Source organism: Paraburkholderia sp. RL17-368-BIF-A, from assembly GCF_046054045.1.
GTDB classification, from domain to species: Bacteria; Pseudomonadota; Gammaproteobacteria; order Burkholderiales; family Burkholderiaceae; genus Paraburkholderia; species Paraburkholderia graminis.
The window spans coordinates 302,712-317,982 of record NZ_JARESN010000003.1 but is presented as its reverse complement, the minus strand read 5'-3'; the positions used below and the strand labels follow the sequence as shown (position 1 = coordinate 317,982).

Annotated in this window: 13 protein-coding genes and 1 pseudogene; 10 read left to right on the top strand and 4 right to left on the bottom strand. The window is 63.6% G+C overall.

All coding sequences use genetic code 11. The annotated features are described in order from the left end of the window. Window positions 1-33 precede the first annotated feature (33 nt). Window positions 34-216: pseudogene (locus P0D87_RS07400) on the bottom strand (MFS transporter); the annotation flags it as partial. Window positions 217-240: 24 nt separating this feature from the next. Next, window positions 241-990, bottom strand: a complete 750-nt coding sequence (locus P0D87_RS07395) for an SDR family oxidoreductase (protein ID WP_053858326.1) — start codon at window positions 988-990, stop codon at window positions 241-243. 24 nt (window positions 991-1,014) lie between these two features. Between P0D87_RS07395 and P0D87_RS07390 the strand changes: the two genes are divergently transcribed. From P0D87_RS07390 to P0D87_RS07345, 10 genes are all read left to right on the top strand, one after another. Beyond that, a complete protein-coding gene (locus P0D87_RS07390; RefSeq protein ID WP_232292347.1) occupies window positions 1,015-1,644 on the top strand; it encodes a TetR/AcrR family transcriptional regulator in 630 nt (209 codons plus the stop codon). A gap of 260 nt (window positions 1,645-1,904) precedes the next feature. Further along, window positions 1,905-2,630: a GntR family transcriptional regulator gene (locus P0D87_RS07385; protein ID WP_006051450.1), complete on the top strand. Its 726-nt coding sequence runs from the start codon at window positions 1,905-1,907 to the stop codon at window positions 2,628-2,630. Window positions 2,631-2,661: 31 nt separating this feature from the next. After that, window positions 2,662-3,468 (top strand): SDR family oxidoreductase, encoded by an 807-nt coding sequence (locus tag P0D87_RS07380; RefSeq protein WP_053858325.1) that lies wholly within the window; start codon window positions 2,662-2,664, stop codon window positions 3,466-3,468. Between the two features lie 15 nt (window positions 3,469-3,483). Continuing rightward, window positions 3,484-4,416 carry a 3,5-dioxohexanoate:acetyl-CoA acetone transferase gene (gene kce, locus P0D87_RS07375; protein WP_006051452.1) on the top strand — a complete coding sequence of 311 codons (933 nt, stop codon included), beginning with the start codon at window positions 3,484-3,486 and terminating at the stop codon, window positions 4,414-4,416. 16 nt (window positions 4,417-4,432) lie between these two features. Continuing rightward, window positions 4,433-5,212, top strand: coding sequence for an N-acyl homoserine lactonase family protein (locus P0D87_RS07370; RefSeq protein WP_006051453.1), 780 nt, complete (start codon window positions 4,433-4,435; stop codon window positions 5,210-5,212). Between the two features lie 38 nt (window positions 5,213-5,250). Then, window positions 5,251-6,390, top strand: coding sequence for a sugar ABC transporter substrate-binding protein (locus P0D87_RS07365; protein ID WP_029970761.1), 1,140 nt, complete (start codon window positions 5,251-5,253; stop codon window positions 6,388-6,390). Between the two features lie 10 nt (window positions 6,391-6,400). Then, window positions 6,401-7,924: a sugar ABC transporter ATP-binding protein gene (locus P0D87_RS07360; protein WP_053858324.1), complete on the top strand. Its 1,524-nt coding sequence runs from the start codon at window positions 6,401-6,403 to the stop codon at window positions 7,922-7,924. 10 nt (window positions 7,925-7,934) lie between these two features. Beyond that, the gene (locus P0D87_RS07355; protein ID WP_029970763.1) at window positions 7,935-10,034 is read left to right on the top strand and encodes an ABC transporter permease; all 2,100 of its coding nucleotides are present in this window, start codon (window positions 7,935-7,937) and stop codon (window positions 10,032-10,034) included. A 15-nt stretch (window positions 10,035-10,049) separates the two neighbouring features. Further along, window positions 10,050-10,991, top strand: a complete 942-nt coding sequence (locus tag P0D87_RS07350; protein ID WP_053858323.1) for a 3-hydroxyacyl-CoA dehydrogenase — start codon at window positions 10,050-10,052, stop codon at window positions 10,989-10,991. 37 nt (window positions 10,992-11,028) lie between these two features. Beyond that, the gene (locus P0D87_RS07345) at window positions 11,029-11,931 is read left to right on the top strand and encodes an SMP-30/gluconolactonase/LRE family protein (RefSeq protein ID WP_006051458.1); all 903 of its coding nucleotides are present in this window, start codon (window positions 11,029-11,031) and stop codon (window positions 11,929-11,931) included. A gap of 175 nt (window positions 11,932-12,106) precedes the next feature. Here P0D87_RS07345 and P0D87_RS07340 read toward each other — a convergent pair whose 3' ends face one another. Together P0D87_RS07340 and P0D87_RS07335 are read right to left on the bottom strand one after the other, a co-directional pair. Continuing rightward, complete coding sequence (locus P0D87_RS07340) at window positions 12,107-13,477, bottom strand: FAD-dependent oxidoreductase (protein ID WP_053858322.1); 1,371 nt, start codon at window positions 13,475-13,477, stop codon at window positions 12,107-12,109. A 110-nt stretch (window positions 13,478-13,587) separates the two neighbouring features. Continuing rightward, window positions 13,588-15,237 (bottom strand): FAD-dependent oxidoreductase, encoded by a 1,650-nt coding sequence (locus tag P0D87_RS07335; RefSeq protein WP_053858321.1) that lies wholly within the window; start codon window positions 15,235-15,237, stop codon window positions 13,588-13,590. Between the last annotated feature and the right edge of the window lie 34 nt (window positions 15,238-15,271).

Here is a 15,271-nt window from a genome sequence, read left to right as displayed (position 1 = left end):
AAAACGCGATCCCATAGAACAGGCCGAAGCGCTTCAAGCCGATATACGAGCGGACGAGATACGATAGAAGGTCGCCAGCGACATGCCCGCAACGAGCACGCGCTTCGCGCCGAACCTGTCGGCCGCATAGCCGCCGACGAAGCAGAACAGCGAATACCCGACGAAGAACACGATGCCCAGTTCCGCGGGCGTAAGTTGGAGATCTTTCGCGATAAGCGGCGCGACAGCGACATCGAGGGCTCAAACGGCAATGGACCCGCCGTCCACGAACAGTTCAACGCCCGCGATATAGCTGCTCTCGCTCGACGCCAGAAAGAGCACGGCGCGCGCGACTTCATCCGGCTGGCCCAGACGCCCCAGCGGCACGAGCTGGTTCAGCATATCTTCGACTCCGGGCCGCGCATCGAGGTAGCTTCGCATCGGGCTTGTCTCGGTCCCGCCCGGCGAGACCACGTTCACGCGAATGCCTCGCTCTTTCAGGTCGGTCGTCCAGCTTCGCGCAAACGACCGCACAGCCGCCTTGCTTGCGTTGTAGAGCGACTGGCCAGGAAAGCCTTTGCTGCCAGCCACCGAGCCATTGAGGACGACAACGCTACCCGACGAAAGTAGCGGCAAGGCCTTCTGCACAGTGAAGAGCATGCCGCGCACGTTGAGGCCGAAAAGCCTGTCGAAACCCTCCTCGTCGATGGTGCCCAGCGGACGCGGCTCCACTTCGGCAACGCCTGCATTTGCGAAAACCACGTCGAGCCTGCCGTGGTCGCGCTGGATGCGCTCATACAGTCGATCAAGGTCGCCGAGGTTGCTCGCGTCCCCCCGAACGCCCACCGCACCGTTGCCGATTTCCTGTATCGCCTCGTCCAGTCGAGCTTGCCTGCGCCCCATGATGTAGACCCGCGCGCCTTCTTCCGCGAAAAGCCTGGCGCTCGCAAGGCCGATGCCCTCGCTGCCGCCGGTGATTGCCACGACCTTGTTCCCGAATCGCTTTGCCATATGCGTTCCTCGTTAAGTGGAGTATTGCTCCACTTAGTATATGGAGGCATCATCCACTTATCAACAGAAATCAAGGCAACGATGAACAGAAAGTGTTCGACGACCGACGAAGCACCGCTGCGCGCCGATGCAGCCCGCAACCGGGAACGCATTCTCGAAGCGGCGGAAGCGCTGTTTCTCGAACGCGGCGCTGAGGTTTCGCTTGACGATATCGCGAGGCGCGCCAACGTTGGTATCGGCACGCTCTACCGTCGTTTCCCGACGCGCGACGCGCTGCTTGCCGCGGCGAGTGATGAGCGCCTGCTGTCGCTTGCCAAAGCAAGCCGCGCACGCGATGACAAGCTCGAACCGATCGCGTCCCTACGCGCCTTCGTCAAGGAGCTCGTGAACCACGCGAACCACTATCGCGGGCTCGCTGCGTTGCTCGGAACGGTATTACAGGAAGGGACGCCTGGCTGCCGCGCCGGCAGTGAAGAAGGACGCCGGCTGCTCGAGCGGGCCCAGAAGGCGGGGGCGGTTCGAAAGGACGTCTCCATCGGCGATCTCGTGTGTGTCGTGACGGCGATCGCTCTCGCCGTCGAGCAAGGCGGCACAACCAGATCCCGCGTCACCCACCTGATTGATCTCTTCTTCGACGGCATCGGCAAAACGTAAGCGCGGCACCAGCGACGTCTCGACTCGAGATCATGAGCGTTCAGGCTGTTTCATTTAAGCCGAGCGTTTTTGTACTGCGGCCGCCGCATCGGTTGAAGCCTGTTTGGGGCCCAACGCGATGGAAAGCCTTCCGCGTTTTCCCCTAGCAATCCACGGTTGACTCGGGCTCGAGCAAAGGCCAAACTTCTTTCAACGCAAGTGTGATCACAGGTCACACTTGCGCCGGAATCTCACATCGCAGCGAATCCACGGAGGCATTAGTGGCGCCACGCACGAGTTCAGACCTGCCCGAGCTTCAGCTCGTGGCGCGTGAAACGATGGCCGGTCGCGTCTATGCGCAACTCAAGGAAGCGATCATGACCGGACGCTTCGCGCCAGGACAATTGCTGAGCCTGCGCAGCGTGGCGGACGCGGTCGGCTCGTCCACCATGCCGGTGCGTGCGGCGCTCACACGCCTGCAAGCCGAGGGCGCGCTGATCGACGGACCGGGCCGCGCGCTCATCGTCCCTCCCATGACAGTCGAACTCCTCGAAGAACTGCGCGACGTGCGTATCGCGCTCGAAGGCGCCGTCGCAAAGCGGGCTGCGACTCGCATGAGCCGCGAAGATCTCGCTGTGTTGCAACAGGTATTCGACACCATGAACGCGCACGTCGAAGCGGGCGATGTGCCGGCCTATCTGCGCAGCAACTTCGAATTTCACATCGCGATCTATGCGCACGGAGCGAGCGATATCACGCTGTCCACGATTCAGAACCTGTGGATGCGCATCGGCCCGTTTCTGAATCTCGTGGCCCCCGACATTCCGCACATGCGCAGGTCGATGGATGCACACCGCCATATCGTCGAGGCCCTGTGGCGCAGCGACGGCGAGGGCGCGCGCGCGGGCATCGAGCAGGACATCGGCGAAGCCGCCGCCGATCTGAAGGAGCGCTTGCAAAGCGCGATACAGGACGGCGAAGACCCCGGCGAACAGGCACGCGCCTGAGTTGTAAAAACACGGACAACGGAGACAGACAATGACGGTTCTTCAGATGCTGAAGCCGCACGCGGGCTTGCGCGTGCTTATCACGGGCGGCGCATCGGGCATCGGCCTCGTGATGGCCCAGGCGTTCATCGAAGCAGGTGCTCGCGTGCATGTTTGCGATGCGAGCCAGCAGGCGATCGACGCGCTTCAAAAAGCCCAGGAAAGTGTGGAACTGAACCGCATCACGGCGACGCTCGCCGACGTGGCGGATCGCGCGGCCGTGGAGCGCGTTTTCGTCGATGTGCAGGCGAAGCTCGGCGGTCTCGACGTGCTGGTCAACAACGCAGGCATTGCCGGGCCGACCGGCGGCGTCGACGAGCTCGACGAGCAGGAATGGAACAACACGGTCGACGTGAATCTCAACGCGCAGTTTTATTTCGCGCGCCGCGCGGTGCCGCTTCTCAGGCAGGCGCGCGACGGCGGCACCATCATCGCGCTGTCGTCGGTGGCCGGGCGTCTTGGTTATGCGTTCCGCACGCCTTATGCCGCGACCAAATGGGCGGTGGTCGGCATGACCAAGAGCCTTGCCATCGAACTCGGGCCTTCGAATATCCGTGTCAACGCGATACAGCCCGGCATTGTGAAAGGCCCGCGCATCGAGCGGGTGATTGCGGCGCGCGCGAAGCAGCTCAAACTTTCCTACGAAGAGATGGAGAAGCAGTATCTCGCCAAAATCTCGCTGCGCCGTATGACCACGCCGGAAGAAGTGGCCGCCACCGCGCTCTTTCTGTGTTCGCCCGCCGGCAGCGGCATCTCGGGACAAGCGATATCCGTCTGCGGCAACGTCGAATTCCTCTAACCGCACGAGGCTCACATGGCAACGAAACGCAAGGTCATCATCACGTGCGCGCCGACGGGCGCGATCCATACACCGTCGATGTCGCCGTATCTGCCGGTCACTCCTCAACAGATCGGCGATGCCGCGCTTGCCGCGGCGAAAGAAGGCGCGGCGATCATCCATCTGCATGCGCGCGATCCGGACGACGGTCATCCGACCCAGGACCCCGCCGTGTTCCAGGAGTTCTTGCCGCGCATCAAGGCCGAATGCGATGCAGTCATCAACCTCACCACGGGCGGCAGCCCGCATATGACGGTCGCGGAACGCCTGAAGCCCGCCCATCATTTTCAGCCGGAAGTGGCGTCGCTCAACATGGGCTCGATGAACTTCGGCCTGTATCCGATGCTCGAGCGCTTCAAGGAACTCAAGTACGACTGGGAACGCAAGCATCTGGAGAACAGCCGCGATCTGGTGTTCAAGAACACGTTCGCGGATATCGAATACATCCTGACGTCTTGCGGGGCGAACGGCACGCGTTTCGAGTTCGAGTGCTACGACATCTCGCATCTGTACAACCTCGCGCATTTTGTCGACCGTGGGCTCGCGAAGCCGCCGTTCTTCGTGCAAAGCGTATTCGGTCTGCTCGGCGGCATCGGCGCGCATCCGGAAGACCTCGCGCATATGCGCCGCACGGCGGATCGCCTGTTCGGCAAGGACTACGTGTGGTCGATTCTCGGCGCGGGACGCAATCAGATTCCGCTCGCTTCGATCGGCGTGGCGCAAGGCTCGAACGCACGCGTCGGCCTTGAAGATTCGTTGTGGATCGAGCCGGGCAAGCTCGCGGAATCGAGCGCGGCACAGGTACGCAAGATACGCCAGGTGATCGAAGGCCTGTCGCTCGATATCGCGACGCCCGCCGAAGCGCGCGAGATGCTTCAACTCAAGGGCGCGGCCAACACCAACTTCTGATAGCGGAGAGCGCAGCGTGAACGCCAGATTGAAAGTAGTCGCGATGCCGACGGGCTGGCTCACCGTCGATCGCTCGTCACAGGTGTACGGCCGCTATTTCGGGCAGTCGATCAAGGTGCCGGTGTGGTCGACGGCGATTGTCGGCGCGCAGAAAAAGATCGTGGTGGATACGGGCATTCACGATCCGGGGTGGGTGTCGGACTTCGTGTGTCCTTGCGACCAGGCGCCGGAAGAGAAGCTGGAACGCGCACTCAAACAATACGTCGGCTGGAGCGCGGACGAGGTCGACATTGTCATCAACACGCATCTGCATTACGACCATTCGGGCGGCAATACGCTGTTCAAAAACGCGCGCTTTATCGTGCAGGCGAAAGAGTGGGAATACGCGGGCCAGCCTCTGCCGACGCAGGCCACGTACTACCAGGAGTTTCTGATCGGCCGCGAGCCGCTCGCGTATTTCCGCTGGCAGTTCGTGCATGGCGTCGCCGATATCGTGCCGGGCGTGCGCGTCGTGCCGACACCAGGACATACGCCCGGCCATCAATCGGTTGCGGTGGATACGGAAGACGGCGTGGTGCTGATCGCGGGGGATTGCGCGAACTGCATGGAAAACATCGTCGATCTGGTGCCGGTGGGCATCGTGCACGAGACGCTTGCGGAAATGGGCTCGCTCACGCGCATTCGCCAGATCGCCGATTACGTGATCCCCGGCCACGATCCCAACGTCGTGCCGGGCAGCGCGGGTATCGCATTGCCGGCCAGTGCGCGCTTGCCGCATGTACCGGTTTCTGGCTGAAGCGTAGTTCGACACAAAAACGAACATTGGAGGATGACATGAAAGCATGGACGCAATCTATTCGTCGTGCGGGACTGACGGCGCTCGGTATCGGTATGGGTATCGGCTTCGCTGCGGCGCTCGCTGTCTCCGGCGAGGCGCATGCGGCGGGCAAGTACAAGGTGTTCCTGTCGATGAGCTATGTCGGCAACGACTGGCAGACCGAGGCCGCGAACATGGTCAAGGCGATGGCGAACACGCCCGCGCTGAAGGACAAGGTCGATCTCGAGGTGCAGGTCGCGGGCACCGACGCGCAGAAGCAGATCCAGCAGATCAACTCGATGGTGCAGGCGGGCGCGAAGGCGATCATCATCTATCCGATCTCGCCCACGGCGCTGAACCGCGCAATCAAGAACGCCTGCTCGAAGGGCGTGGTCGTCGCGGCCTACGACGGCGAAGTGACCGAACCGTGCGCCCACAACGTGACGATCGACCAGCACCAGGCCGGCACCGTCACGGCGGAATGGCTCGCGAAGACGCTAAACGGCAAGGGCAACATCGTGCTGATCAACGGCGTTCCGGGCACGTCGGTGGATCGCGCCCGCACCGAAGCCGCCAAGGCCGTGTTCGCGAAGTATCCGGGCATCAAGGTCGTGGCGGAAGGCACGGGCATGTGGAGTCAGGCCACGGCCAAGACCGAGCTGTCGAAGATTCTCGCGACCAATAGCTGGGACAAGATCGACGGGCTGTGGATGCAGGTCGGCTGCTTCACCGCCGCGTCGATGCAGCTCGATGCCGGCATCGCCGACGACAAGATCAAGCCCTGCGCGGGTGAGTCGTCGAACGGTCATCGCGTGCAGATGCTGCCGCCTGGCGAGGTGAAAGGGCAGGGCGCCTATCGCTCGATCGGCTACCGTTCGATTTCGTATGGCGCGCCGCCGTATTCGGGTGCAATGGCGCTCAAGATGGCCGTGCAGAAGCTGGACGGCAAGGACTTCCCGCAGCGCATCACGCTCAAGCTGCCGCTCGTCGAAACGCCGCAGTCCAGGCTGTGCAAGACCGGCAGCATCGACGAACTGAAGGCGGGGTGCACGGCCTTCATGCCGGACAAGGTGCCGCCGGGCTGGTTCGCGGACATCTATTCCGAGGAAACCAGAGAGGTCGGCTTCAACGCGGCGCTCACGGGCAACCAGGACTGAGGACCTTGTCATGAGCGACGCATCTCTCGCCATCGACCTGTCGAACGTGACCAAGCGCTTCGGCGCGACGGTCGCGCTCGACGGCGCGTCGTTTCGCGTCAAGCGCGGTGCCGTGCACGCGTTGCTCGGCGAGAACGGCGCAGGCAAGTCCACCACCGTCAAGCTGCTGTCCGGGTTGATGCAGCCCGACGCGGGCACCATCCGCGTGATGGGCCGCGACCTGACGATGCGCGGCCCGCAGGACGCGCATCGCGCCGGCGTGCAGACGGCGTTTCAGGAGATGACGCTGGTGCGCGATCTCACGGTCGCGCAGAACCTGCTTCTGTCGTACGAGCCAACCGGGCTCTTCGGCCGCATCAGAATGCGCGAGGCGCAGCGCATGGCGGCGCAGTGGCTCGAAGAGCTCGATCTGCCGGACGTGCGCCCCGGTGCGTATGTTCGCGATCTGTCCTTGCCGGTGCGGCAAAAGATCGAGATTGCGAAGGCGATCCTGCGTGGCCCGCAAGTACTGCTGCTCGACGAGCCGACTTCGTCGCTGTCGGGCGCGGACGTGGCGTGGCTCTCGCGCCGGATCGACGCGTTAAAGGCAAAGGGCGTCACGTTCGTGTTCATCTCGCACCGCATGCAGGAAGTGCGCGAGTTCTGCGACAGCCTCACCGTGTATCGCAATGGCCGCGATGTCGGCTCGTTCGACACGCCCGACATTTCGGACGACGAGGTAATCCGCCTCGTCATCGGCCGCTCCATGGAAGCGAAATATCCGCCGAAGGTCGCGCCGCCGGCGCTGGCGCAGGGCCAAACCCGGCCGCCCGCCATGCAGGCGCGCCGCATCCGCGTGGACGGCATGGTGAGCGACTTCGACCTGACGCTTGTCGCCGGCGAAGTGCACGGCATCGCGGCGTTGCAGGGTATGGGCCAGCGCGAACTGTTCGAGGCGCTGTTCGGCGCGACCTATATCGACGACGGCGAAATCCGTATCGACGGCAAGCCGGTCACGCTGACCTCGACCGCCGATTCGCTGAAGGCCGGTGTGTCGACCAGTTTTCTGCCTGAAGACCGCAAGACCGAAGGGCTGTTTCTGCGTCTGCCCGGCGGAGAGAACGTGTCGCTGCCGGTGATCGGACGTTATGCGCGCTTTGGACTGATCGACCGCAAGCGCGAGCAGGCCGCGATCGCGAGGTCGCTTGCGCAGATGGAAGTGAATCCGCGCGCGCTCTACAAGCCGTGCCTGTCGTTCTCGGGCGGCAACCAGCAAAAGATCGCAATGGCCAAGTGGATGCTCACGCAAAGCCGCGTCTGGCTCATGTTCGATCCGACGCGCGGCATCGACGTGGGCACCAAGCATCAGATTTTCGTGCTGATGCGCGCGTTCGCCGCGGCAGGCGGCGCCGTGCTGTTCTATTCGACCGATGTTCCCGAACTCGTCAATGTGTGCGACCGCGTGTCGGTGATGTATCGCGGCCGCAACGTCGGAGAATTGTCCGGCGATGCGCTCACGGAAGAAGCCGTGATGCGCAACATGCTTTCCAGCTGAGAGGTTGGCCATGAAAATAGCTATTGCGTCGCCCGACAGCGGGATCGTGCGTCGAGGCGCGGGCGCTGCCTGGGCCGCGCGAGTCGATCATCATCGCGGACTGATCATCGCGATCGGCGCGCTCGTCGCGATGCTCGTTGCGTGGGGCGCGCTGTCGGCCACGCCGGTGGGCGCGTACGACATCGGCTCCGTCATTTCGAGCGCGACGACGCTCGCGCTCGCCGCGCTCGGACAGACCATCGTCGTGCTGTCGGGCGGCTTCGATCTGTCCGCGTCGGCAGTCGTGTCGCTCGCCAACGTGCTCGCGGTGCGCTTCGTGCATGGCACGCCGCTTCAACAATGGGCGGGTGCGGCGCTGATTCTCGCGACAGGCGGCGGCATCGGGTTGATCAATGGCGCGCTGATCGCGTGGTTCCGCCTGCAATCCATCGTGGTCACGCTCGCGACCATGTTCATGGTTCAGGGCGTGACGCTGCTGATCCAGAACAAGCCCGGCGGCAGCGTCGGCGACGAGTTCGGCGCGTTCATCACATCCGATCTGATTGACGGGAAACTGCCGATGTCGGCCGGCGTGCTGATCGCCGCGCTGCTGATCTGGGCGTTTATCCGGCGCACGCGCTTCGGCGTCGGTCTGTACGCGCTCGGCAGCGACGCGGACAGCGCGTACGCCAACGGCATGCCCGTCACGCGCTATCGCATCATGACCTACGCGCTCGCAGGCATGTTCTACGCGGCGGCGGGCCTGTACGTGTCGGCGCAGACGGGCTCTGCCGATCCGCTCGTCGGCCGTCCGCTGCTGCTGTCGATGTTTACCGCCGTGGTGCTCGGCGGAACGCTGCTCGGCGGCGGGCGGGGCGGCTGCGTCGGCACGGTGTTCGCCGCCATGACGCTGATGGTCACCGTGAATATCCTGCTGGTGCTGAACGTGTCGGCGTTCTTCACGACCATCGCGGAAGCGGTGATCCTGATTCTCGCGGTACTCGGTTCGTCGATCGGCAAGCAGTCGGCCGCGCATGAATGCGCGCGTCACGCGGCGCAATGGCTGAGGGCGATGCGAACCGGCACGCGAGTGAAGAACGACGCTCACGCGCGGCGCGTGTCCTTCGAAGTGAGCGGTTTTCAGCCGATCGCCAACACGGAGCTGAAGGGCCGCGCGATTGCGGACTGGATCGAGCGCAACCGCGAGTGGGTCAAGTATGTCGTGCCGGCGTACCTGCTGTTTTTCGCGGTAGTGGTGATCACCGGCTTCGTGTATGGCCCAGCGGTGCTGACCAGCGCGAACTTCTACAGCAGCCTGCTGACGCTGACATTGTTCCTCGCGATTCTCGGCCTCGGACAGGGCGCCGTGATCCTGACCGGCGGACTTGATCTCTCGATGCCCTGGCTCATCACGCTGGCCGGCGTTCTTCTCACGGGCCTCACGCACGGCGCGAACGCCGCGGCGGCGTGGGCGGTCCCGGCCGTGCTCGGCGTCGGCCTGCTCGTCGGCGCATTCAACGGCGTGGGCGTCGTGATGCTGGGCCTTCCGCCAATCGTCGTGACGCTTGCCGCCAACGGCCTGCTGCAAGGTCTCACGCTGATCTACTGCAATGGCTCGCCGCAAGGCTGGTCGCCGTCCGCGATCAGCGAATTCACCAACGGCAAACTCGGGCCCTTGTCGTTCGCCGCATGGAGCGTGCCGGTGTTTCTCGCGCTTGCGCTGTTGCTGCTGCATCGCACGCCGTTCGGGCGGCGCGTGTATGCGGTCGGCAATTCCCAGGTCGCGGCGAAGCTCTCCGGTGTGCGTGTCGGCACCACGCTGATCGCCGTGTACTGCCTCTCGGGATTGTGCTCGGCGCTCGTCGGTTTGCTGCTCGCGGGCTTCAGCTCACAGGCGTTCCTCGGTATGGGCGATCCGTATCTGCTGCCGTCCATCGCGGTGGTCGTCGTGGGCGGCGCGCTGATCACCGGCGGGCGCGGGCATTATCTCGGCGTGTTCGGCGGCGCGCTGCTGCTGACCGCTCTCGGCACGCTGCTCGCGGGCACGACCGTGCCGCCCGCCGTGCGCGACATCATCAATGGGCTCGTCGTGCTGGCGGCCGTCATCACGCTGCGCGACCGGCGCGCATAACATCGGGACACATTCATGCAGACGAAGACGACAGCGGTAATCGGTTCGGGGCGCATCGGGCGCGCGTGGGCGATTGTGTTCGCGCGCAGCGGCTTCGACGTGAAGTTGCACGACGCCTCGCAAGACATGCTGAGGGACGCTGTCCCGGCCATTCGCGAAAGCGTGGAGGACCTCGCGTCGTTCGATCTGATCGACGAGCCGGTGGATGCGCTCGTCGCGCGCATCACAACATGCGAGACCCTTGCCGAAGCGGTCGCAGAGGCGGATCTCGTGCAGGAGAACATTGCCGAAATCGTCGACGTGAAGCGCACGCTCTTTGCGCAGCTAGACCGTCTGACGAAGCCCGACGCGCTGCTTGCCAGTTCGACCTCCGGTCTGCCTGCATCCACGTTCACCGAAGCGTTGGAAGGCCGCGCGCGCTGTCTCGTCGCGCATCCGGTGAACCCGCCGTCGCTCGTGCCGCTCGTCGAGTTGTGCGGGGCGCCCTGGACATCGCAGGACACGCTCGAACGTGCTCGCGTTTTCTATGAGCTGGCTGGACAGAAGCCGGTCACGGTGAATCGCGAAATCTCGGGTTTTCTGCTTAACCGCCTGCAAGGCGCGGTGCTCGACGAGGCGTTGAGCCTCTACGAGCAGGGCTATGCGAGCGCCGCCGATCTGGACACGGTGATGCGTGACGGTCTCGCGATGCGCTGGTCCTTCATGGGTCCGTTCGAGACGATCGATCTGAACGCGCCGGGCGGCGTGGCCGACTATGCACAGCGCTACGGCGGCACATACCGCAGCATCGCCGAAACGCGCGTGCCTTTTGACTGGGCCGCCGCCACGCTGGACCGCCTCGATGCCGAGCGGCGTGCCGCGCTGCCGCGCGAGCGTATCGAGGAGCGCAGCCGCTGGCGGGATCGGCGTCTGATGGCGCTGCTCGCTCATCGGCGCGCGCTCAAGGACAAGGAGTGAACCGAAGCGCCAACATCGTGCCAACAAGGAGACGACGATGCCTGAAGTACGCTTGCTCGTGGATGCGAACAATCATCTTGGTGAAGGCCCGCTATGGGATGTCAAGGAGGAACGGCTGTACTGGATCGACAGTACAGCCGCGGAAATCTATAGCTGCCGCGCGGACGGCAGCGAGGTAAAGCGCTTTTTCGTGCCGCGTCATATCGGTTCGATGGCGCTGCGCGAGCAGGGCGGCGCGGTCGTGGCGCTTGCCAACGGCCTGCATTTTTACGACTTCGATGCGCAGACGGTGCAGTTCATCGCCGATCCGGAAAGCGACGATCCCGAGACCCGCTTCAACGACGGCAAGGTGGACCGGCGCGGCCGCTTCATCGCGGGCACGATGTCCTACGATTTCGACCGCTACGACGCGGATCGCGGCCAGCGCTCAACGCGCAGCGGCGGTCTGTACCGCCTGGATATCGACGGCACGCTGGCGCGGCTGGACTCGGGCATCAGCTGTTCGAACGGACCTTGCTGGAGCCCCGACAATCGCACGCTGTACTTCACGGACACGTATAGCAGGGAGATGTACGCGTACGACTACGACATCGAAACCGGCGCCGCCGGCAACCGCCGCCTGTTCGCATCGGCGCGCGACATGGCTGGCACTTTCGACGGCGCAACCGTCGATGAGGAAGGCTACGTCTGGTCCGCGCTGGTGTTCGGCGGGCGCATCCTGCGCTTCGCGCCGGACGGCAAGCTCGACCGCGTCGTCGAATTCCCCGTGCGCAATCTGACGAGCGTGATGTTCGGCGGCCCGAATCTCGACACGCTCTACGTGACGACGATGGGCCGCCCGATGTGGGGCATTCCGCAGAAAGAACGCGAGAAGGGCGGGTTGTTCGCGGTGACGGGGCTGGGTGTGCGCGGTTTGCCGGAGCCGCGTTTCGCTGGGTGAGAGAGCGGGCCGCCAACGTCACGCGATTCTTGCAAACTCCCCGGACAAAAGCAGTGTCGTTCGACATGGTTTCGCGCACGCCGTGCGCGGGCTGCATGCCGCCGGTTGGACCGGCCTGGGTAATCGCAGACAAGCAAGGAGGTTCATCGCTGGACGTCTCTATCGCGGCTCCTCATTAGGGCGCACGCTGCGGCACCTTCGCAAGCAGGATATTGAGGCCCTCGGAGATCAGCGGATGCGCAATGATTGCATCGCGCACGGCCGTATAAGGTAATCCGCCGAGCATCGCCATCTGCACCGCGGTCACTACCTCGCCGGCATTGGTGCCCAGCATCGCAAAGCCAAGGATAGCGTCTGAGTCCGCGTCGATCAGCATTTTCATGAAGCCCTTCGTCGCGCCGTTCGTCCGCGCCCGCGGCACCGCCGCCATCGGCAGCTTTGCAACACGTACCGCGATGCCGCGCGCCTTCGCGTCGGCTTCGCTGAGACCGATACGACCGAGTTCCGGCTCGATAAAGAGCGCATACGGAATGATTCTGTCGCGCGTGGTTTTCGCATTTTCCCCAGCGAGTTGCGAGCGCAACACGCGGTAATCGTCGAACGATGCGTGCGTGAACATCGGTGTGCCTGCGACCTCGCCGATGGCCCATGTGCGCTCTGCTGTCGTCGCGAGACGTTCGTCCGTTCTGATGAAGCCGCGCGCGTCGACTTCGACCCCGGCGGCGTCGAGGCCGATACCGGACGTGCCAGGGGTGCGGCCCGCCGCGACCAGAAGATGACTCCCGCTCACCGTGCTGCCATTCTGCAGTACCACTGTCACCAACTCTCCCGACTTGCCCGTCACGCTGGCGGGTCTCGCGCCGGTTCTGATATCGATGCCTTCCTCTTTCAGCGCCGCCTCGATCGCCTCGGTGACGTCCTCGTCTTCACGCATCGCCACGCGCGGCGCGTCCTGTATCAGCGTGACCTTGCTGCCCAGTCTACGGAATGCCTGCGCCATTTCGAGCCCGATATATCCACCGCCGAGAACGATCAGGCTTTCGGGTAACGTCGTCAGCACCAGCGCTTCGACGTGCGTCAGCGGCTCGGCGGCCTTCAATCCTGGCACGTCGGGAATCGCCGCCGTCGTGCCCGTGTTGATAAAAGCATGTTCGCCTTCGATCATTCGCAGACCGCCGTCATTGGTTTTCACTTCGAGCCGGCGCGGTCCGACAAAGCGGCCCGTGCCCAGCACGAGTTCGAGGCCGGAGTCACGCAACGCGTTGCGATTGATTTCCACCATACCGTCGACCACGGCTTTCACGCGCTGCGACACCTTGGCCATGTCCGCGGCCTTGCCATCCTGTCGATGCAGTATGTATTCGGTGCGCGCGGTCTGGATCAGCGTCTTGGTCGGTATGCATGCCACGTTGATGCACGATCCGCCGATCATGCCTCGTTCGATCACGGCAACCTTGCGGCCCGCCTGCGCGAGTTCCATCGCCAGTGTCTTGCCACCCTTGCCGCCGCCAAGAAATACATATTCGAAGTGCTCGATCGTTGTCATCGCGGAGTTCCTTTTTGCCCGTCAACTATCATCGCCCGACATCGGCGGTACCTTGAAAATCAGCACTAGCATCGTGCTGTGTGCTGCACGCCAATCCATCACGACGGCGCTTATGCCTGAGCGACCGTCCGCTCCAGTTGACGATGAATCTGCGCGACGACGGCAGCACCGTCTCCCACCGCCGCGGCAACACGTTTGGTCGAAGTCGAGCGGACGTCCCCCGCACAGAACACGCCGCGCACGCTTGTTTCATGCTCTTGCGACCCAGGTCCGGCGCCTTCGCCCGTAAGCACGAAGCCGTTTTTGTCGACGGCGACGCCGCATCCGTCAAGCCACGACGTGTTGGGAGATGCACCGGTAAACAGGAACACGTGTTCCGCGGATACAACCGACCGTTGCGTCCCGCTCAAAAGCTCTACTTCCTCGAGCGTCCTGGTGCCTCTCAGCGCGGTGATCTGAGTGCCGTACGTCACATCGACATTGTCCAGAGCAGCGATACGGTCGATGAGATATTGCGACATACTGGCCTTCAGGCTTTGTCCACGTACCAGCATGCGAACTCGCCGCGCGCGCGACGCGAGGTACACGGCGGCCTGTCCCGCGGAGTTTCCGCCGCCGACCAGCAATACGTCTTGTCCCGCGCAAAGCTTCGCCTCGACCGGCGAAGCCCAATAGTATGTTCCTCGTCCCTCGAAGCGTTCCAGGCCCTGAATGTCGGGTCTGCGATAAGCCGCGCCCGAAGCGATAACGATCGTTCGGGACCGGATGGTCACGGCGGAGGACAAGCGCAGCGCGAACGGCGTTATGCCGCAATCGAGGCTTTCCGCCTGAGCGGGAATGGCTACGTCGGCTCCGAATTTCTGTGCCTGTACGTACGCGCGGGCGGTGAGCGCATGGCCGGAGATGCCTGTTGGGAATCCGAAGAAGTTTTCAATGCGGGCGCTGGCACCGGCCTGTCCGCCTGGCGCACTATGATCGAGTACGATGACTCTCAGCCCCTCGGACGCGGCATAGACGGCTGTCGCCAAACCCGCCGGACCCGCTCCGACGATTGCGACGTCGTAGACATGCTCCGGATCGAAATCAGGGAGCCAGCCCAGCGCGTTGGCAAGCTCGGCCTCATCGGGTGCTCGCAAGATGGTCCCGTCTGGATGCAGCACGAGCGGGTAGTCGGAGTCATCGCGTACCCACTTCGCTACGTAACGGGCTGTGTCGTCGTCTTCTGACGACGCGCCGATGACCGCATGAGGAACATTGTTACGTCGCAGAAAACTTTGCAATGCGTGGAGGCGGGCGTTATGCGGTTGACTGACTATAACGATCCCATTGCCTCGCTCAATAAGCGCAACCCGCCTGAGAATAAGCGCCCGCATAATGCGCTCACCCAGCTCCGCTTCGGCGATCAGGAGCGCCCGCAGTCTGTCGGGGAGGATGTGAATGGCCGATACATCGCCGACCGCATCGCCGTCCACTATGCATCGACCGCCGGATAGCTGTCCGACTTCCGCAACGAAGTGTCCCGGACCGTTTTCGCTAACGACGGCATGACGCCCGAACGCGTCGCGGCTGGTCACGCGAATCATCCCGCGCAATACCACGCACATCCCGAACCCTGGCGCGCCGACTTCGAAGATCCGTTCCGATGTCCACGAACGAACAACGCCGTATTGACGCAGTCGTGCTAATTCGGCCTCGGTCAGTTGCGGATACTTCTGTTCATGACGGTCGGTAGCTGGCGCTAACCATGTGGAGCTGCTCATTTGCGTTCCTGCGGTTGCGTGCGCGATGGGAAGT

What these genes read in the sequence shown, in the direction of transcription:
- P0D87_RS07395 (WP_053858326.1), bottom strand. Translation starts at nt 990, where the DNA reads ATGGCAAAGCGATTCGGGAACAAGGTCGTGGCAATCACCGGCGGCAGC.
- P0D87_RS07380 (WP_053858325.1), top strand. Translation starts at nt 2,662, where the DNA reads ATGACGGTTCTTCAGATGCTGAAGCCGCACGCGGGCTTGCGCGTGCTT.
- kce (WP_006051452.1), top strand. Translation starts at nt 3,484, where the DNA reads ATGGCAACGAAACGCAAGGTCATCATCACGTGCGCGCCGACGGGCGCG.
- P0D87_RS07365 (WP_029970761.1), top strand. Translation starts at nt 5,251, where the DNA reads ATGAAAGCATGGACGCAATCTATTCGTCGTGCGGGACTGACGGCGCTC.
- P0D87_RS07360 (WP_053858324.1), top strand. Translation starts at nt 6,401, where the DNA reads ATGAGCGACGCATCTCTCGCCATCGACCTGTCGAACGTGACCAAGCGC.
- P0D87_RS07355 (WP_029970763.1), top strand. Translation starts at nt 7,935, where the DNA reads ATGAAAATAGCTATTGCGTCGCCCGACAGCGGGATCGTGCGTCGAGGC.
- P0D87_RS07350 (WP_053858323.1), top strand. Translation starts at nt 10,050, where the DNA reads ATGCAGACGAAGACGACAGCGGTAATCGGTTCGGGGCGCATCGGGCGC.
- P0D87_RS07345 (WP_006051458.1), top strand. Translation starts at nt 11,029, where the DNA reads ATGCCTGAAGTACGCTTGCTCGTGGATGCGAACAATCATCTTGGTGAA.
- P0D87_RS07340 (WP_053858322.1), bottom strand. Translation starts at nt 13,477, where the DNA reads ATGACAACGATCGAGCACTTCGAATATGTATTTCTTGGCGGCGGCAAG.
- P0D87_RS07335 (WP_053858321.1), bottom strand. Translation starts at nt 15,237, where the DNA reads ATGAGCAGCTCCACATGGTTAGCGCCAGCTACCGACCGTCATGAACAG.